The sequence below is a fragment of the Salinisphaera aquimarina genome (assembly GCF_042643355.1).
In the GTDB taxonomy this organism is placed as follows: domain Bacteria; phylum Pseudomonadota; class Gammaproteobacteria; order Nevskiales; family Salinisphaeraceae; genus Salinisphaera; species Salinisphaera aquimarina.
Map to the genome: position 1 here is coordinate 311,484 of NZ_JBHRSS010000006.1, position 18,642 is coordinate 330,125.

The following is an 18,642-nucleotide window of genomic DNA, read 5'->3' on the forward strand; positions in this document are numbered from 1 at the left end:
ACAAGCCCGCGTTCTCATGGCAAAAAGCAAGAACACCGCCCCAAAATCTGTCGAAACCCTCACCCACGAGGAAGCACGACGCAAGAACATCCCCACCGCCGAGCACCAGTCGATTGTGGACGCCGCGACCGAAGCACCGCTGCGCGTCGCCTACGAACGCCGCAATCGTGACCTGGACCCGCAGCTCGTCTGGCGCGGCAAGGATCGGCAAGACGCGGCCGACCTCACGGTCAACGCGCCGCCGCTGTATATCCAGGAAAAAGTGCACCCCAAAGCACTCATCGACGACTTGCAACGCGAATCCCGCGAGCGTGAGCACGATGACGGCCAGGCCACGCCGGACTTGTTCTCCGACTTCAACGGCCTACCCAAGGGCGCCGATCGCACGGAGTTCTACAAGTTCGACGCCAACTGGCAGAACCGCATGATCCTGGGCGACTCGCTCCAGGTCATGGCCAGCCTCGCCGAGCGCGAAGGCCTGCGCGGTCAAGTCCAGTGTATTTATCTCGACCCGCCCTACGGCATCAAGTTCAATTCCAACTTCCAGTGGTCCACCACCAGCCGCGACGTCAAGGACGGCAAGGCCGACCACATCACCCGCGAGCCCGAGCAGGTCAAGGCGTTTCGGGACACTTGGCGCGACGGGATTCATTCTTATCTCACCTATCTGCGGGATCGGCTGACCGTGGCGCGGGATTTATTGCACGAGTCCGGGTCGATATTCGTGCAGATTGGGGATGAGAACATTCATAGAGTACGAACAATACTCGATGAAGTTTTTGGGCCCGAGAGTTTTATATCGAGTATCTGCCTACAGAAAACGGGGGGACAAGAGACTAATTTTTTACCTAATGTTTCGGATTATATTCTATGGTATGGGAAAAATTCTGAAAAAACTAAATATCGCCAAGTTTACCTAAACAAAGAGCTTGGTAAAGGCAAAGGTAGCGGTAGTAGGTACGATCGAATACAGATATCGGCTGGAAATCGTCGAGCACTTTCCAAACTCGAAAAATCTGGCCATGAAAATTTACCTGATGGCAGTAGTGCATTCCAGCTTACTAGCCTGATATCCAGCGGGATACGAACAAATACGACAGCTTCTTGGGTCTTTCGAAAGCGGAAATACCACTCTGGCGCCTCATCCAATTGGAAAACTTCACTTGAAGGTTTGGCGCGCTTGGCGAAAGCTGACCGAATTGAAAACCGACGTACAACTGTTGCATATGTTCGCTACATCGATGACTTTCCGGCGTATCCGACCTCGAATATCTGGACTGACGTTGCGGGTGCAAGTGGCATTATCTATGTCGTCCAAACAAGTGCAACTATTGTTCGTCGTTGCCTACAGATGGCTACGGACCCCGGCGATCTAGTTCTGGATCCAACGTGCGGCTCCGGCACCACAGCCACGGTCGCCGAACAATGGGGCCGCCGCTGGATCACCATCGACACCTCCCGCGTCGCGCTCGCCCTGGCCCGCGCTCGCGTCATGGGCGCCCGCTATCCCTACTATCTGCTCGCCGACTCACCAGAAGGCCAGAAGAAAGAAGCCGAGATCACCCGCAACGCGCCGTCGACCACGCCGACGCGCGGCAATATCCGCCAAGGCTTTGTCTACGAGCGCGTGCCGCATATCACGCTCAAGTCCATCGCCAACAACGCCGAGATCGACGTGGTCTGGGAGCGCTTTCAGGAAACGCTGGAGCCGCTGCGTCAGCAGCTCAATGCCGCGCTGGATGAAACCTGGGAAGAATGGGAAATCCCTCGCGAGGCCGACAACGGCTGGTCGGAGGATGCAAGGAAAGCCCACGCCGAATGGTGGCAACAGCGCATCGCCCGCCAACAGGAAATCGACGCCTCCATCGCGGCCAAGGCGGATTCAGAATATCTCTACGACAAGCCCTACGAGGACAAAAAGAAAGTCCGCGTCGCTGGTCCGTTCACCGTCGAATCCATCTCGCCGCATCGCACGCTGGGCGTGGATGAAAACGACGAACTGATCGACCCGCTGGCACGCAAGGACATCCGCGACGGCGACGACGCGCCGCAGGATTTTGTGTCGATGATTCTCGACAACCTCAAAACCGCGGGCGTACAGCAGGCCCACAAGGACGGCGCGATCCACTTCACCGCGCTCACGCCCTGGCCCGGCGATCTGGTCTGTGCGGACGGCCGCTATATCGAGGGCGAAGACGACGCCGCTAATGAAAAGCGGGCCGCGATTTTCATCGGCCCGGAGTTTGGCACCGTCTCCCGCCCCGATCTGGTGGAAGCCGCCAAGGAAGCCGCCGAGGCCGACTTCGACGTGCTCATCTGCTGTGCCTTCAACTACGCCGCACACGCCACCGAGTTCGAGAAACTCGGCCGTATTCCCGTGCTCAAGGCTCGCATGAATGCAGACCTGCACATGGCCGAAGATCTCAAGAACACCGGCAAGGGCAACCTGTTCGTCATCTTCGGCGAACCGGATATCGAGATCCACGAAGGCGCGAGCGCCGCGCTCGAACAGGCCATCGCGCGCCGCACGGCACATCTCACCCGGCTCGATCAGGAACTCGCCGATCGCAAGGCCAAGAAGACTCAGGACGACAACACCCGCCCCGTCTCCGAGATCCGCTCGGAAAAAGAACGCGCCGAAAACTTCATTGCCTTCGCCCCGTCTATTCCGGCCGGCAAGATCGTGGTGGAGGTCAAGGGCGTGGATGTTTTCCATCCCAACAGCGGCGAAGTCCGTTCCGACGGCCCCGACGGCATCGCCTGTTGGTTTATCGACACTGACTACAACAGCGAATCCTTTTTCGTCCGCCACGCCTACTTCCTGGGTGCCGCCGACCCGTACAAATCGCTACGCACAACGCTCAAGGCCGAAATCAACGAAGAAGCCTGGGATACGCTCCACAGCGATACATCGCGCGCGTTCGACAAGCCCAAGAGCGGCCGGATTGCGGTTAAAGTCATCAACCACCTAGGCGATGAAGTGATGAAGGTGTTTCGCGCATAGCGTGTCAGAGGGTCGACAGAAGGTTTACAGCGCCCCAGCATGGATTTTGAGATATTTACCGATCGGAGGATCGGATCGCTACATACCGAGCACTCGACATACGCGAGATAGCTTGGTCACGCATAGCGGTTTACGGGGGATCGAGGGATGGAGGGAAACACTGCCGGCGCGATGATCGTGTGCGGAGTTCTGTTAGCGTTGTGGTTCGCTATACGCGGCTGGCGACGACACCAGGCTATATCGAGCGCCGCAGGCGTCGAAAGCTGCAACGACGATGCGCTGTCCATACCGACACGGAAAGCCGACGGTTTATCTTTCGTATCCGGCTCGGAACCTGCATTTGCTGTGGTTCCGGATAATGCTGCCACAGCCGAGGAACGAGTACCGGCGCCCGGAAAACAGCCACCACCTGCCGCGAAGCCAGCCCATCATATTCGCTCATCTGTGACGAGGCGATCGAACCCCGTCCCCAGCGCACCGGCTTACGTCGATCACCAAGAATCGTCGATACCTGCTTTCGAGTGGGATGAAAACGACCTGGACTTCATCGAGACGAGTGCAGCCGAGCAGCATGAGCTGCGTACCGCGATCGCGCCTTTAAGCGCGCTCGATGCCCCCTCTTTCGACGACGAACCGGGCAGGTACTCGCACGTGATAGCGGACGTGGCCTCACCGCCGGCCGTCGAACAGGATTTCGCGCCCTCCGATAGTTTGAAAGAGGTTCGATCGCCCACAACAACGAAGCCGAGCCAGACGGTACCGGCCGCTACTACCGAGGATGAGATACCGCTCTACGAGCCGGAGGACGATAGAACGCGTCACGCCACTAACGGCTGGGCGACCGGCTCCCATGTACCGTCAAACAAGCCGGCCAACACCGCAGAAGCTGATAGTGAGCGACCGGCGAACGCCTCGCCCGATCCATTCGAGCCGACAGCACTCGAGCAGTCTGACTTCGAACCCGATGTGACGCTTTTTGAACCGCTTCCGGAAGATGACCTGTCCGGCGAGTTCGAGAATATCGATACAGAAATCGAAGAAGAGCTCGAGATTCTGGACGACCTGCCGGACATGTGGGGCGTCGAATCCGACGACGAAGAAGCCGATGCCCCGCTCTACGACGTAGATGTCGGCGGCTCTTGGCTCAGTGAATACGACAAAGCGAAACGGCTGGCCGGTCAGACCGCAAGACGTTTCCACGAGCATGCAGACGAGCTGTGGCCCGTGCTGCTCGATATCTTTCAGGAAAGCCCGTGGCCGATTACACAACGTTCGATCGAGCGGCTTCTGGTCGCCGGAGTTAGCTGCGAAGCATTAGCGCTGGCCACGGAAATCCGGCGTATCTGGCGCGACCACCCGGAGTTCGGCCAGGCCTTGCCAACGACAAACGCGCGCGGCGAGAGTTGGATGTATTCCGCAGAGGCTATGTCGCAATTGAGTTGGCCACGTGCTGCGCGGCTCGCTGACTGCTGGCCCTCTTACCCTGACGCTGCCGAGATCGAGTGCTTCCTGGAAGATCTTTTCGATCGCTGGCACAGCAACAGCGCCACTCAACGCAGCTTTACGAGCTTTCAGCTCTATCTCGGCTACTCGACTGGCTATCTCCATGGCACGCTTCAGGACTGGCCGGAATTCTGCTTCGCAAGCGACGACGCGGTGGAGGACGCATTCGATGAGCTCGAATCGCGTGCGTCGTGGTCTGCGACTTGCGAAGCACTCCGACGCTACGGGGTTGAGCGACCGATGACGGCGCGCCCAGTTTATGTCTATCCGAAATCGATCGACGAAAAGAAAAAAGACAGCAAAACGCGAAAGCGCAAAAAAAAATGAAGAAGCTGCTCGAAGGACTGTTGCCTTGTGTCGGCGCGCTGGTGACTGATGGAAGCCAGCACGACGGCAAGAAGGCCCTCGGCTGTATCACGAATCGAAAGATCATCGATGACGGCTCCGCGCGCATCCAGGTTCAATGGCTACGCCCCGGTCAGCGCGAGACGAGTTGGTACGAGCCGGCTCAACTGTCCAACGGCTTGTCTATTCGACAGACTGTCCAGCACCGTCCCGATTCGGTCGTCGCCAGTACGCTCGGCGTAGGCGAAGTGCGGGATCTTCGCGTCCTTGGTGGCCGCGAGCAGGCACTCGTCGATTTCCCGGAAGGGGGGCGGCTGGTCTGGCTACCGACGCCGCACCTCAAAGCAATCCATGGCGTGGAGCATCTCGTCAGCCGCGCCCGTCCGGACCGCGGCGGCGCCGAAGCGCTGCGCCTGCGTTGCCTCGCTTACGCGATCGAGTTATGGAATGAGAACACCGGGGCACTATCGCACCTGAGTATCGACCCTCTGCCGCATCAGATCCATCTGGTGCACCGTATTTTGAGATCCGGCAATCTCAACTGGCTGATTGCAGATGATGTCGGACTCGGCAAGACCATCGAGGTCGGTATGTTGCTCTCCGCCCTCGTTCAACGGGCAACGTTCCGACGCATACTGATCATTTGCCCGCCCGGCATCACGCAACAGTGGCAAGACGAACTACGTTACAAGTTCGATTTCGACGATTTCGTCGTGCACGGCCGGGATTTCGAGGTGAACGAGCCGCATCAGTGGAAGCTTTACGACCGTGTCATCGGCTCGATGGATCGGTTCAAGCAGGAAGCACACCTCGACTCGCTACTATCCGCGGAGCCCTGGGATCTGGTGGTATTCGACGAAGCGCACCGCCTAAGCCGACGACAGTACGGCAATAAGTTCGATTCCTCGCAGCGATTCGACCTCGCGGCAAAGCTGCGACATCGCAGCGATAACTTCCTATTGCTTAGCGCGACGCCTCACCAAGGCATGCAAGACAAGTTTCAGGCGCTGTTGGAATTGCTAAGACCAGACCGCAAACACGATATCCGCCATCTGGATCTCAACCCTGAAATACTGGCGGACATGGTGATTCGCAACAACAAGGCGGATGTTACCGACGCCGACGGCGAATTCATTTTCAAGGGGAAGACGACGCACGCCGTTTCAGTTCCTGTGAGCGACGCTGCCCGCGCCTTCGATACAGCGATGCAATCTTATTTGCGCCGCGGTTATGCGGCCGGACAGGCACTCGGCCGCAAAGGCAACGCCATCGGATTCGTGATGACCGTCTATCGAAAACTGGCAGCGTCGAGTGTGTCGGCCATACATACCGCGTTGCAACGGCGGTTAGTGAGAATTTCCGCCGAGATGGAGGCAAGCGGTCCGCCTACACTGCTCGACTACGGCGACGACGCACTGTTCGACGACTCGGCGGACGAACGTTATGTCGGCGAACTCGAAGAGGCCTTCGCCGGTCAGTCTGGCCAAACCTTCTTCGCCGGCGAACGCGACGCGCTGAAAACGCTCATCGAGCAGGCCGAGTCACTGCTCGTTGGCGACCAGAAACTTCGCGTGTTCATAGAGCAACTGGTGGCGATCATCGACGAACACCAGAGTGGCACGAAGATCCTGATCTTTACTGAATACCGTGCCACCCAGGCGTACTTGCAAGCAGCACTAGAGCGGCGTTTCGGTGACAACTGTGTAGAGTTAATCCACGGCGGCCAGGCCCACGACGAGCGGCGCGCCGCTATCGAGCGTTTCGAGGATAGCGCACAGTTCCTGGTGTCCACCGAGGCCGGTGGCGAAGGCATCAACCTCCAGCGCCGCTGCCACGTGATGGTCAACTACGATCTGCCCTGGAACCCTATGCGGCTGGTCCAGCGTATCGGCCGTCTGTATCGCTACGGCCAGAAGGAACGTGTCATCGTATTCAATATGCATGCGCCGGAAACGATCGATGCCGAGGTCGTGGGCATCATGTACGAACGTCTGGCGCAGGTCGCCAGAGATATGGCCACACTGGGCGGTGAATTCCGGGACGGGCTGGAAGATGACATCCTGGGTCAGATGGCCGACCTTCTGGAACTGGACATCGAACAGGTGATCGAGCAGGCACGTGGCGCCGATATTACTCGTAGCCAAGCGCGGATCGACGATGCATTGCGCAAGGCCCGAGAGGCCACAGAGCGGCAAGCCGAGATGTTCTCCCACGTCGCCGGTTACGACCCATCCGAGATTCGTGACAGCCTTACGATCGACAAACGCCACTTACTCACGTTTGTGGAAAGCATGCTAAAGCACTCCAGGGTGGAAATCGTACAACGTTTCCATCAAGGGCGTGAATGGGAGTTACAGCTCTCCGCTACGGTGCAACAAGCATTGCCGGCTCTTAGATCGCGACTACGTGTCACTCTTGACCGCGATTGGGCAGCCCAGCGTCCGCGAGTTCACATGCTCGACCTCACCTCGCCATTGATGCAGCACTTGGTTCAGCGAGCGAAAGGCCTCGCGTTCGGCGGTCGCGCTGCGGGGCTATCTGGCCTTCAAGGATTGGGTTTCTTCGCTGGCGTGCTGCGATGGCAGAACACGCAGGCCCAGCGCATGCGGCAGGAGTTTTTAGCGGTGCAGATCGGCGAGGACGGCCGCTGTCGAGCCAACACGCGTGAAGTCTCGGATTGGTTGGCGCGGCCTTGTGAACCGGCTGAAGTGACAGCGAATGCGGACCAGCTGAAACGGATGGTCCACTGGGCCGCAGAGCACGCCGACCACCGGCTCTCGGACGGCAGCAATACCGATCTACACCCCGAGAATCGGCAGTGGCTTGCCGCCGGCTGGCTCTAATGCACCCTTCCTAGAATTGACAGATGCACAACGATCAACCCACGGGCTACGTACTAAAATCGATCTAATGCATAGTGCCTTGCGACGTGCCGGATCCATCCGATACCGCTGACCGCTAACCCTGATGACAAAGAGCGAAATGCAATTCCGAATCGCCGACACCTTCACCGCCAGCCTGCAAAAGCTAGACGGCCAATCGCAGAAAGCGACCAAGACGACCGCGTTCGATCTCCAGATCAATCAATCCCACCCGGGGCTAAAATTCCATCGCATCGAGCGCGCTAAAGACGAAAATTTCTGGTCCGTACGCGTGAGTCGGGATGTTAGATTGATCGTTCACAAAACGGCATCTAGCCTGTTGCTATGCTATGTCGACCATCACGATAAGGCCTACGCGTGGGCCGAACGCCGGAAAATCGAGACGCATCCGCGTACCGGCGCAGCGCAAATCGTTGAAGTCCGGGAGACGGTCGAAGAGGTCACGATTCCGACGTATGTCGAGGCGAATGAATCGCTGGCGGCACATGTGCCCTTGTTTGCAGCCGTGGCCGACGAGGCATTGCTCGATTACGGGATTCCGGCTGACTGGCTATCCGGCGTACGCGAGGTCCGAGACGAGGACGACCTATTCGACCTGGCTGATCATCTGCCGGGAGAGGCGGCCGAAGCACTACTGGAACTTGCCGTCGGCGGCACCCCTGCCCCGCGCGCAAAGGTAAATCTCGACGATCCGTTCGATCATCCGGATGCTCAACGGCGCTTTCGCGCAATCGAGGGCCGCGACGAGTTGCAGACGGCTCTCGATTATCCGTGGGACAAGTGGACGATTTTTCTGCATCCGACGCAACGTGGCCTGGTCTCCCGGAACTTCAACGGTCCTGCACGCGTGGCCGGGTCAGCAGGCACCGGAAAGACGATCGTTGCATTGCATCGTGCCGTGCATCTGGCACGTGAGAACGAATCTGCGCGATTGCTACTCACAACCTTCAGCGAAACGCTCGCGAACGCTCTGCGCCAGAAGCTGACGCGACTGATCGCACATCAACCGGAGTTAGCTGAGCGTGTCGACGTTCGCGCAATAGATCAACTTGCCCTCGAGCTGCAGACCAGACATGGTCATCAGTCAAGCCTCGCTGACACAAAGACTGTAAATCGGATACTTCAGCAATCGGCATCCGAGCTCGGCATCGAGGAATTCTCGAGCGCTTTTCTAGCCTCTGAGTGGCGCGATGTTGTCGACGCTTGGCAACTAGATACGTGGGATTCATATCGCAGCATCCATCGTCTGGGGCGAAAAACCCGTCTTCCCGAAGCCAGACGCGAAAAGCTATGGCAGATATTCGAGCGAACTAGAAAGAAGCTGGTGTCGGATCAACTGGCGACAATGCCGATGATCTACCACCAGCTCTGCAACACGCTGCAACAGCGAAACCATCCGGTTTACGATTACGTCGTAGTCGACGAAGCGCAAGACCTCTCGGTACCGCAGTTGCAATTCTTAGCCGCGGCGGTGGATGAGAACAACTCGAATGCGCTGTTTTTTTCCGGCGATTTGGGCCAGAGAATCTTTCAAACACCTTTCTCCTGGAAGAAGCTCGGCGTCGACATCCGCGGCCGCTCAAACACGCTGCACATCAATTACCGTACTTCGCATCAAATTCGACATTCAGCCGACCAGCTGCTCGATCCGTCGATTACGGATGTCGACGGCAACGCCGAGCATCGATCAGCGACTGTTTCCTTGTTCGAAGGTCCTCCACCAACCGTTCAAATTTGCGAGAACGAATCGGAAGAAATAGATCTGGTGGCCAGGTGGCTCACTCAGCAAAAAAAAACTACCGGCGAAGCCCACGAGCTGGCAGTCATCGTGAGATCAAGCAAGGAACTGCCACGTGCACGGCGCGCGATTGAATCCGCTGGCCTTGAATCCCAAGAGCTGAACGCAAGTACGAAGACCAAACCTGATGCGGTGGCTTTGGCAACCATGCATTTCGCCAAAGGGCTAGAATTTCGGGCCGTGGTCGTCATGGCATGTGACGAAGACGCTATACCCTCTCAGACTCGGCTAGCTGCAGTCGCTGAAGCCGCAGACCTGGCGGAGATCTACAACACGGAAAGACATCTTCTTTATGTGGCCTGCACGCGAGCACGCGACCATCTTTTAATAACAGCCGTGGACCCCGCGTCCGAGTTCTTGGATGATCTTGGTTAAGAATTCGATGAGAATCAGATAACGACCAGATATTTCGCGCTAAAAACGTTTATAGATGGCCCAAAACTCGATTGATTCCTTGCTGACTGCGCTCCAACTGCGGCGAATTGAGGACGCCAATTTATCTCATTATGCTTTGGATGCAGCCCGCGGTTATCAACTAGCCTTTGAATACCGGAGATGCGCGCCGTACTCGTCTTTTCTGTGAGTCGACTGAACCAGTACATTCATCGGCGTCTCTCCGTCCACCTCTGCGACGTGCCAGCGTTCCAGAGCGAAGCGAACAAGTCGCTCCTCACGCAAATCGCCGAAGCGTTGAAGCACCTGTGTTCTGGACCCTCTACACGTGTTTTTCCATCCCAGATCGCTAAACGTGTAGCGAAGCGCTTCCTCCCAGATCGATTCCAACTCACGGACTTGATACAACATGGTGTGATCGGAAAGCTGATATTTCCCTGAGACTTTTTCTTCAACACGCGACGCCGATACCGATTTGTTCGTGCCTTCTCGAAGCAGAATGAAATTACCTAGCCGACGCTGAAGATAATCCACCCATTCTTCATCAATATCCTCTCGCTGCTGCCGCGCGACGAGATGTTCGCGATTATAAAAATCGTTATAGGATTTACGATCACGGTGACTTAACAGAGCTGCAAGCGAGCATCCTTCATGCCTTTGCTCTCGAAGGCCTTGTTCATAACTGGCAAGAAAGAATTTCAAGCCCTGCCATTCGTAGAAATCCCAATTCTCGTCGGATTCCAGAATAAGATGCTTGATGACGCTGCCGATCTTTGCCTGGCGGCCAATGAAATCAGTCAATAGCCTCTGAAGTTCGTCGTTATCGCTGCCACCATCAGCATCACACTCAAGCCGGCCCTGAAAATATCGATGCGCCATGTCGAAAAGTTCCGCATGGCTCGAGTCCGCTCGTGGCGCAATGCCAACCACAAAGTACCGAAAGTTGAGCTTTTCGATCAACTCAAGGGTTTCGGCTCGAGCACTCGACCCGCGCTCCTTTTGGTACAGAGCTACTACTAGCGGGAGTACACCGGCGAGACGCGGATGAAACGCTAACGATTTTAGCCAGCGGTCTTCTTCCCCATTACCACATAGCCCGTCAACTTTGGAATGTAAGCGAACGTAAGTCGTTGCCGCATATTCAAGCAGACTGACAAACTCTTGAAGTAGTCGACAACCTGCCTCTTTACCACGGCTGGATACATCCAGCCGCAGCGCTTCGTACACAGGCTTTCGCGGCCGTGGGCTAGGATCTCCAAAAACCACCCAGCACGCACGTAAGAATCCCTGTTCATCAGCGTTAGTGGTCATATCAATTCTGTTCAAAGAATCGAGAATCGTTATCCACGCATCGTTCACCTGCCGATGCAAATCCTTGAAGCCATGCCGATTTGCATAGAAGATCAGAAAATTCTTGACCTTCTCCAGCTCACTGAGCGGCTTCCCACGGCTGTTGATGACCTCAAACATCAGACCGACTTCGAGCGTATTTTTCGGCGAGTAGAACAAGAACCCAAGCCGGGTCGTCACGAGCTCGAAAACGTTTCTAAGCTGCTCCTCATCGCGCAGCGCCAACCACTGATCAAACTGTTGCGCGCCTTCAACCAGGTTGTCGTCTGCCTTATTTTTCGAGGGCAAATGCGCGGCATCAAAATGCCGGTGTGAGACCAACCCTTCGAAGCGCCTTTCCGTTCCGCCGTTGAGTTTAAGCCGGAATTCAGAATTGCCCGTATTGCGACGCCACCGTAGATAGTGGGATCTCACCGTATCCACATCATCCGATACGTTGACGAGATACAGATTGCGCGATTCAAGTTCCAGCAACAGCCGATCTATCAGAAGCAGCAGGCTAGTCAACCGCTGCTGACCGTCAACAATCTCGTATATACCCGGAGCCTCTTGCAACTCTGCGGCAACGATCGTCCCCGTAAAATGCATGGCGTCATGTGCACGAAGGTCATCGATATCACTGAGCAAATCGTCGCGGTGCGAGTTCTGCCAAGAGTATCCGCGCTGATAATCCGGGATCGAGAAAAAACGTCCCTGCGGGACGTCGCGCATAATGTTTGACAACGTATAAAGATCGGACATGGAATCCCCAAGACTCTCCCAAATTTATGCATCGCGTATCGGCTGAGCACACAGATGCTTATCGGATGCCCTTTGGGCTATCACGGTTCGTTGATCGGCGATTTGGCAAGGCTATCAAAGTTCTTCCGGGCGGGTTATCCCCCGTCATCACGGACCGCTAGGAACAGGCTCCTGATGGTTGCGGTCTTCTGCCTCGATTCGTCGATCGACCCGACGATTGGAGAATCGCTCAATGTAGTCGAACACGTGGGTTCGGGCCTGGGCTACGGTCTGATATCGGTGGCGATGAACCCGCTCTCGCTTGAGCATGCTGGAGCCCCGTTGGCAGCCGCTTTCTCCGCGCAGTGGCTGTGGTGCTAAGGCCCGACATCCACGGCTGTTAAATTGGGCGCCACGAGCCGAGTGCAGGATGGTGGTATTTATGTCGCGCTATATACCGGTCACCCCTAGGAACGACATCATTGAGCGAATCCGGCTTTGGCTGGTGGACGAACGCTCGCGCGCGCTCCAGCGCCAGCTCGCGGCCATGACGCGCGCCGATAGCTACGCCGGAACTCGATCCGGGGCGCGCGCGGCGCGCCCAGCGGTGGGCAAACGCCTGGGGGCAACTACGAGAGCACTATCGACCCGGGTGGCGGCCGGAATAGTCACTGGCGGCGAACTGGCATCACTGTACGAACGAATACGACCGAAAGACGCGGGAGTTTGTCGCAATGACTTGCGTCACCTCCAGTGCACGTATCCTCGAGTCTTGGCGGACGACGCAACGTACCCGACAAAGCCGACTTCTTCCGGGATACACTTTGCATCTGCGGCTGCATCGACGCCGGGAGGTACGAACCGTGATTTGGCAGGGGTGGGATTCGATACAACCGGGTCGAAAGCAGTGAGCCGACCACGGGACCAATACAACTACGCGTTGCAAGCGTTGGGCGGCCCCGCCCTCTCCGGCCTGAGCAGATCCGATCTGCAGAATCCACCGGCTCGTGCAGCCAAGGCACGGGCCGGCCTGCCCGTTACGTCGGCGCGCTGGTTGCGCGATACCGGTGGCGTGCAACGAGACGATTTCTACCGATTGATCTCGCGCGATGAAATGGCCCGCGCGGGCAAACGCGTCGAACGCCGGTTGTCACCGAATGCGTCAGAGCGCGTGATCCGTATCGCCCTGGTGTTTGGTCTGGCTACTGAAGCACTGGGCGCACAAGACCGAGGCGCGATGTTCATGAGGCGGCCACATATGCTGCTGCACGACCGCCGGCCCGTAGATCAGCTCGACACGGAAACAGGCGCCCGGACGGTCGCGACAATCCTGATGCGGCTGATGCACGGTATTCCACCCTGACTACATACGCCTCATGTGCGAACTGACCGATTCTGGCCACACGCCTTGCCACGCCGATGGACGCCGGTTGCATCCAGCTTTTCCGCGGCCTGAGCCTTGTAGCCATGAATCAGCTATGAGGATCTGAATCACCGTAATCACCGGCACCTTGCATTATTCTGTAGTCGGACAATGATCAAACGACGGAGGAGCGACCTATGGCCAATTTTATCTTCACGCCGTTCATCGTGATCGGCATCGTTGTTGTCTGGCAAATGGCCCGTCACGGCGTTGGTCCAACGAACAAACACGATAGTCACAACTCGAAGCGCTGAAGCAGCGCATGGCACGAGGCACATCCCTTTTGTGCCCTGCCAACCAACCGACCCGCTCCAGCACGCGACCCACTGGCGCACGGTTTCGCGCGATCCTATTCGAGCAAATGTCGGGTAGCCCGAGCGCGCACTGGCGCTTGCTCGCCGCCATCGCGCCCCGTGCCGTACTCGGGCTATCGGCCTCGGCGCCAACAATTCGCTGCTGGCGTAAATACCTCGACAGAGGTGCGCCAGCGCCCGTGATAACGTCTGAGACTCGACAGGCGTGAGCTGATCCCGCGGCCTGTCAAACAGCGGGATCGCCGGGCACTGCCCGAGCACCGACGCCCGATTGGGCGCATACACGAGCTACCGAGACGGCTCCAAGAGGATCTCGGCACGCCGAATGGCGTGGCCATCGCGCTGCGATGGCGAACACCCGAGGTGCGTCTGGCGCCCGGGCACCATGCGCCGCAGTCGTCAGACGAGCGGCAATAGTCGCCGAGTCCACATGCCGGCCTATTCATAGCCGCATCGCGGCTACCACGACACATGACCTCGCGATTGCGAGTCATGACCATCCCACCGCCGAACGGCGCTATGACGACCGTTGAGGAGCCGCCTCCTCACGGGCGACACGCGGTCGCGTCAGCGACCCGAGCGATCGTATCCACGATCGCATGCCCGGCTCCGCCACAACGTGCGGCGCCCCTACGCAGCCGTCGAGGCGTCGCGGCGATAGCTCGCGGCGCGGCGAGACGGCGTGCTACGACGCTTGGATACATTCCAGCCGCGTCCGTTTCTGTCGTGCACCCGCACACAGAAACGGACGCCAGTCCGTGCGTCTAACCCCCTGTCGATCAGGGGGTTAGACGCTCCCGCGCCGCCAGGTCGGCGCGTCACAACCCGAGTCAAAACCCACTGTCGGCCGCATCCGCGGCCCCCGGAGCGGCATCTCCGGCACGACATGGGGTGCGACTCACCAAACCCGGTGCGCCCACGGCGCACCCACCTGCCACGCGACCGGTATGCCCACCGATCGCATCGCGACGCCCGCCCGCGCACCCGCGCAGCAGATCGCGTCGGCAACCCGACACATTCACTCACTGGCCGCCGGAGGACGGCCACACCACCCAGGCGCGCAGGAGGCCTCAAAACAGCCTGTACACACTGACCGCTGTCGCGGCGGGCTGGGGTGGCGTTCGTGCAGGAGTTGGAAACCGGTAAGCCGATATCGACGGCGCCCGGATCCCTGGTCCGCTGCGATGGCGGACTCCAATGACCGCGAACTCGATACCACGATCCGGCGACCGCCGGGTCAGAAACTCCTTCCGGATCCTGCCGCGTGCCCGGCGCCCCAGGACCGTATAGCCGCCCGGCCGCTACGCGGCCGGGCGNCAATGCTATGAGTAGACGAAATTTTGGCTACGGCCGGCGGCTGGATTATGCCGGCAGACAGGCCCTGCGGCAGCATTTCGGCGGCGGCCATCACGGGTCACAGGCGACCCAGGGCGAACGCTGGAATCGGATCAGCCGTTGGCTGCGGGACCACGACATACGCGATATGCGCTACGTCGAACCGCAACACATCCAGCGATTCGCCGACGAACGTCTGGACGACGGCCTCGACCCCAATACAGTGCGCGGCGAAATCTCGGCCGCCAACGTGGTGATGAGCCACGCCACCCGCGGCGTCTGGAAGCCGTTGTCGCCGACGGCCATCGTGGGTCCGCGTGATGGCGTGCGCCGCGTGGCGCCGATGAGCGTCGATCGCGAGCGGGATCGCGCGGCGCGTGCGGGTCTGGGGCATACCCCCAGGGCCGCTGCGGTGTGGGCCCTCGCGCGTGAGACGGGCATGCGTTCGGAGGAGGCCACCAAGGCCGATCTGGACCGGCTGACGCGAGAAGCTGGCCGGTATAACGCCATCAATATCCAGGAGGGGACCAAAGGCAATCGGCGCGCGCCTCGCTGGGTGCCGCTAACCGATCGCGCACGCGAAGCACTGGAAATCGCGCGCGCAACGCGGCCCGAGGGAAGCCCCAATTTGTTGCGCGCGGATGAAACCTACAAGAGCTGGCGTAACGGAGAGCTCCGCACTGGGCGGGAAAGCCTCCACCCCGCCGGCATCCGTGGCTACCATGACGGGCGCACTGCCTACGCGTGCGATCGCTATCGCACACTGACCGGGCATGATGCGCCGGCGCTCGCCGGTACGCGCACTGCGGACCGGGCCGCAGACCGGGAGGCCCGCCGTGTCATCGCCTACGAACTCGGCCACAACCGGATGGAGGTGGCCGCGGCCTATGTGGGGAGTGCGAAATGAATGAGCACGCGATGATGTGGCGCCTGCTCGGTGCAGCGCAGCCCGGCCAGAAAAAGGGTGGCGTGAAATCACACGTGCAGCGCGGTGCGCAGCAGTTGCAACTGATAAATGCGCGTTACCCGGACATCAAGCGGCCCGAGCAATTGCGATTGAAGCATGCTGTGTGGCTACGCGACTATGGCCTGGCGAATCTGGGCCCGGCGACGCGTTACCACCACTACCGGACCCTGCGCGTTGTGGCCTCGGCACTCAGTCGCTGGAGTGATTGGGAATCACGTCTGGTTGGCACGTGGTGCAATCCGCAGGGTGAGTCGCCGGACACGAACGCGAGCGGCACGAATCGCGGTGGTCGCCCGCCGAAACTGCCCGGCCGCCGCTAGGCGCGCTGGGCTTCAGCTCGCGCCTCGTAGGCCTCGATTTCCTCGAGTCGCCAACGTGTCACATTTGCAGCCAGGCGTATCGGCGATGGGATTCTGCCCAGACGCGCCCAGCGCCAGATGGTATTGCGCGACACCTGCCAACGCGTTGCAAGCTGAATATCGGTTACGTAAATCACTGTGGCTCACCTGGTTCAACATTGGGGAGCGCGACTTGCGCGCTTCGCATTGTTGTAACCGATCCGCGCACCCCGCTTTGCAGAGTTAAATGCGCGCACGGCGACCCAGTTCTTCGCCCGTGATCGCAGCGCTATCGCGCCGCTATTTCAATGTGAGGCGGGATGTTGGGTAATCCCTATAAAACAGACTAACATACTGTTTTATTAAATATAATGGCGGAGAGGGTGGGATTCGAACCCACGTGGAGCGTTAGCCCCCAACCGATTTCGAATCGGTGCCGTTGTGACCGCTTCGGTACCTCTCCTTGAATCGTTCAGCTACCGGTTGCGCGTGCTGCCCCATGCTGTGGCTACGTCGCTGGCCGGCGGCCGATCACGAAGTCGCGTATCTTAAAGTATTACGCCGGCTTTCCCAACATCCGCGTATCAAAGATGTCGAAGTCATGACCACGCCTGTACTCAAAAACCGCGTTCACCGCGTTTGCAGACCTTGTCTTCGATGACAAGTCTGCGTCTGATCATCCGCTGTCTGCGCATACTGACGCTCACCGCGCTGGCTTTTACGCTTGCGACCTGCACGACCCGACCTGGACTGCTCGATCAGATCGATACCCTCGGCACGCTGCGTGTGGCGACCGTCAATTCGGCCATGACTTATTATCTCGACGCCGGCGGCCCGACCGGCTTCGAGTACGATCTGGCCCGCGACTTTGCCGATCAACTCGGCCTGCGACTCAAGGTCATGGTGCTGCCTGATCGCCAGGCGGTACTCGACGCCGTGGCCAGTGGTCGTGCCCATATCGGCGCCGGTCTGGCGGTCAGCGACGAACGCCGGGAACGCGTGCGCTTCACGCCGGCCTACAACGAGAGCAAGCTCGAAGCGGTCTACCGCGTACATCAGAAAAAGCCGAAATCGCTGTCCGACCTATCCGGTCAGCTGATCCTGCCGCCGGATACCGCACTGGCCGACTGGCTCAAACGTAACCACCCCGAACTCGATTTCAAGATCGATGACCAGGCCAATACCGAAGAACTGATGGACCGAGTGGCCTCGGGTGATCTCGACGTCACCATCGCCAACGCCGATATCGTGGCCATGAACCAGCGTTACTACCCCAACCTGCGCGTCGCCTTCGACCTGCCGACGGTACGTCAGCGCCTGGCCTGGGCCTTTACCCCGGGTCGGCCCGATGGCCGCGACGATGCGCTCTACAACGAGGCCATCGCCTTCCTGGAAAAAACCAAGGCCGACGGGCGCATGCGTATTCTGCGCGACCGCTATTTCGGCCATATCGAGCGCCTGGGCTTCGTCGGCGGCCAGGAGTTCGCCCGCCAGGTCGACGCCCGCCTCGACAAGTGGCGCGCCTATTTCAAGCGCGCGGCAAAAGAATACAGTCTCGACTGGCGCCTGCTCGCGGCCATCGGCTATCAGGAATCGCACTGGGACAAGGATGCGGTCAGCCCGACAACGGTGCGCGGCATCATGATGCTTACCCAGGCGGCGGCCTCGGAGGTCGACGTGACCAACCGTCGCGACCCGCAACAGAGCATCGACGGCGGCGCGCGCTATTTCATCCAGATGCTCGAGCGCCTGCCCAACGAGATCAAGCCGCCGGACCGCGCCTGGTTTGCCCTGGCCGCCTACAATATCGGCTACGGCCACGTCATGGACGCGCGCCGCCTGCTCAAGGCACGCAAACGCGACCCGAATCTCTGGGTCAATCTGCGCGATGCCCTGCCCTGGCTGACCCAGGAACGCTATCTGTCCGGCACCAAGTACGGCTATGCCCGCGGCCTGGAAGCCGCCGCCTATGTCGGCAATATCCGCGCCTATTACGACATCCTACTGTGGATGACCGACGACAAGACTAAAGCGACCAAGCCAGCCGCGCTCGACGAGGAAGAGTCCGAGGCCGGCGCACAGACCCCAACGCCCCCGGACATCTCGATCGATTCGCCTGCGTTCTAGCTAGTATGGGAAGCGAGCAAACCTGCCCGGTCGCGCGGCCAACGGCGTCTACCGATCTCTCACGGGCGCAAGTAAAGAAGCCGCGCGGGTAATCCAGCGCGGCTTCTCCATTCGATTCGAGAGCAGCCCCAGGCTCCCCTGAA

Annotated in this window: 10 protein-coding genes, 1 tRNA gene and 1 pseudogene; 8 read left to right on the forward strand and 4 right to left on the reverse strand. The window is 59.1% G+C overall.

Features of this window, described 5'->3' with window-relative positions:
- The first annotated feature begins 16 nt into the window (after window positions 1-16).
- The 4 genes from ACFOSU_RS14065 (at window position 17) to ACFOSU_RS14080 (ending at window position 9,907) form a co-directional block, all read left to right on the forward strand.
- Window positions 17-3,004 carry a site-specific DNA-methyltransferase gene (locus ACFOSU_RS14065; protein WP_380690562.1) on the forward strand — a complete coding sequence of 996 codons (2,988 nt, stop codon included), beginning with the start codon at window positions 17-19 and terminating at the stop codon, window positions 3,002-3,004.
- Between the two features lie 147 nt (window positions 3,005-3,151).
- Entirely contained in the window at window positions 3,152-4,834 is a 1,683-nt protein-coding gene (locus ACFOSU_RS14070) for a hypothetical protein (RefSeq protein ID WP_380690563.1), read from the forward strand.
- Entirely contained in the window at window positions 4,831-7,695 is a 2,865-nt protein-coding gene (locus tag ACFOSU_RS14075; protein WP_380690564.1) for a helicase-related protein, read from the forward strand. Before ACFOSU_RS14070 ends, ACFOSU_RS14075 begins: the two co-directional genes overlap by 4 nt.
- Before the next feature lie 139 nt (window positions 7,696-7,834).
- Window positions 7,835-9,907, forward strand: a complete 2,073-nt coding sequence (locus tag ACFOSU_RS14080; RefSeq protein ID WP_380690650.1) for a 3'-5' exonuclease — start codon at window positions 7,835-7,837, stop codon at window positions 9,905-9,907.
- A gap of 156 nt (window positions 9,908-10,063) precedes the next feature.
- Here the strand turns inward: ACFOSU_RS14080 and ACFOSU_RS14085 are convergent, their stop codons facing one another.
- Together ACFOSU_RS14085 and ACFOSU_RS14090 are read right to left on the reverse strand one after the other, a co-directional pair.
- The gene (locus ACFOSU_RS14085) at window positions 10,064-12,016 is read right to left on the reverse strand and encodes a DUF262 domain-containing protein (protein ID WP_380690565.1); all 1,953 of its coding nucleotides are present in this window, start codon (window positions 12,014-12,016) and stop codon (window positions 10,064-10,066) included.
- A 147-nt stretch (window positions 12,017-12,163) separates the two neighbouring features.
- A pseudogene (locus tag ACFOSU_RS14090) lies at window positions 12,164-12,328 on the reverse strand (IS3 family transposase); the annotation flags it as partial.
- A 574-nt stretch (window positions 12,329-12,902) separates the two neighbouring features.
- Here ACFOSU_RS14090 and ACFOSU_RS14095 point away from each other — a divergent pair.
- The 3 genes from ACFOSU_RS14095 (at window position 12,903) to ACFOSU_RS14105 (ending at window position 16,354) form a co-directional block, all read left to right on the forward strand.
- The gene (locus ACFOSU_RS14095) at window positions 12,903-13,358 is read left to right on the forward strand and encodes an antitoxin Xre/MbcA/ParS toxin-binding domain-containing protein (protein ID WP_380690567.1); all 456 of its coding nucleotides are present in this window, start codon (window positions 12,903-12,905) and stop codon (window positions 13,356-13,358) included.
- A gap of 1,698 nt (window positions 13,359-15,056) precedes the next feature.
- Complete coding sequence (locus tag ACFOSU_RS14100) at window positions 15,057-15,974, forward strand: integrase domain-containing protein (RefSeq protein ID WP_380690568.1); 918 nt, start codon at window positions 15,057-15,059, stop codon at window positions 15,972-15,974.
- Window positions 15,971-16,354, forward strand: a complete 384-nt coding sequence (locus ACFOSU_RS14105; RefSeq protein ID WP_380690569.1) for a hypothetical protein — start codon at window positions 15,971-15,973, stop codon at window positions 16,352-16,354. The genes ACFOSU_RS14100 and ACFOSU_RS14105 overlap by 4 nt, the downstream gene beginning before the upstream one ends.
- On the opposite strand, the gene ACFOSU_RS14110 is transcribed toward ACFOSU_RS14105, so the two are convergent.
- The gene (locus ACFOSU_RS14110) at window positions 16,351-16,530 is read right to left on the reverse strand and encodes a helix-turn-helix transcriptional regulator (protein ID WP_380690570.1); all 180 of its coding nucleotides are present in this window, start codon (window positions 16,528-16,530) and stop codon (window positions 16,351-16,353) included. The two genes, ACFOSU_RS14105 and ACFOSU_RS14110, sit on opposite strands and share 4 nt — an antisense overlap.
- A 214-nt stretch (window positions 16,531-16,744) precedes the next feature.
- Window positions 16,745-16,835, reverse strand: a tRNA-Ser gene (locus ACFOSU_RS14115).
- Between the two features lie 194 nt (window positions 16,836-17,029).
- Here ACFOSU_RS14115 and mltF point away from each other — a divergent pair.
- Entirely contained in the window at window positions 17,030-18,499 is a 1,470-nt protein-coding gene (mltF, locus tag ACFOSU_RS14120) for a membrane-bound lytic murein transglycosylase MltF (protein WP_380690571.1), read from the forward strand.
- Window positions 18,500-18,642 lie beyond the last annotated feature (143 nt).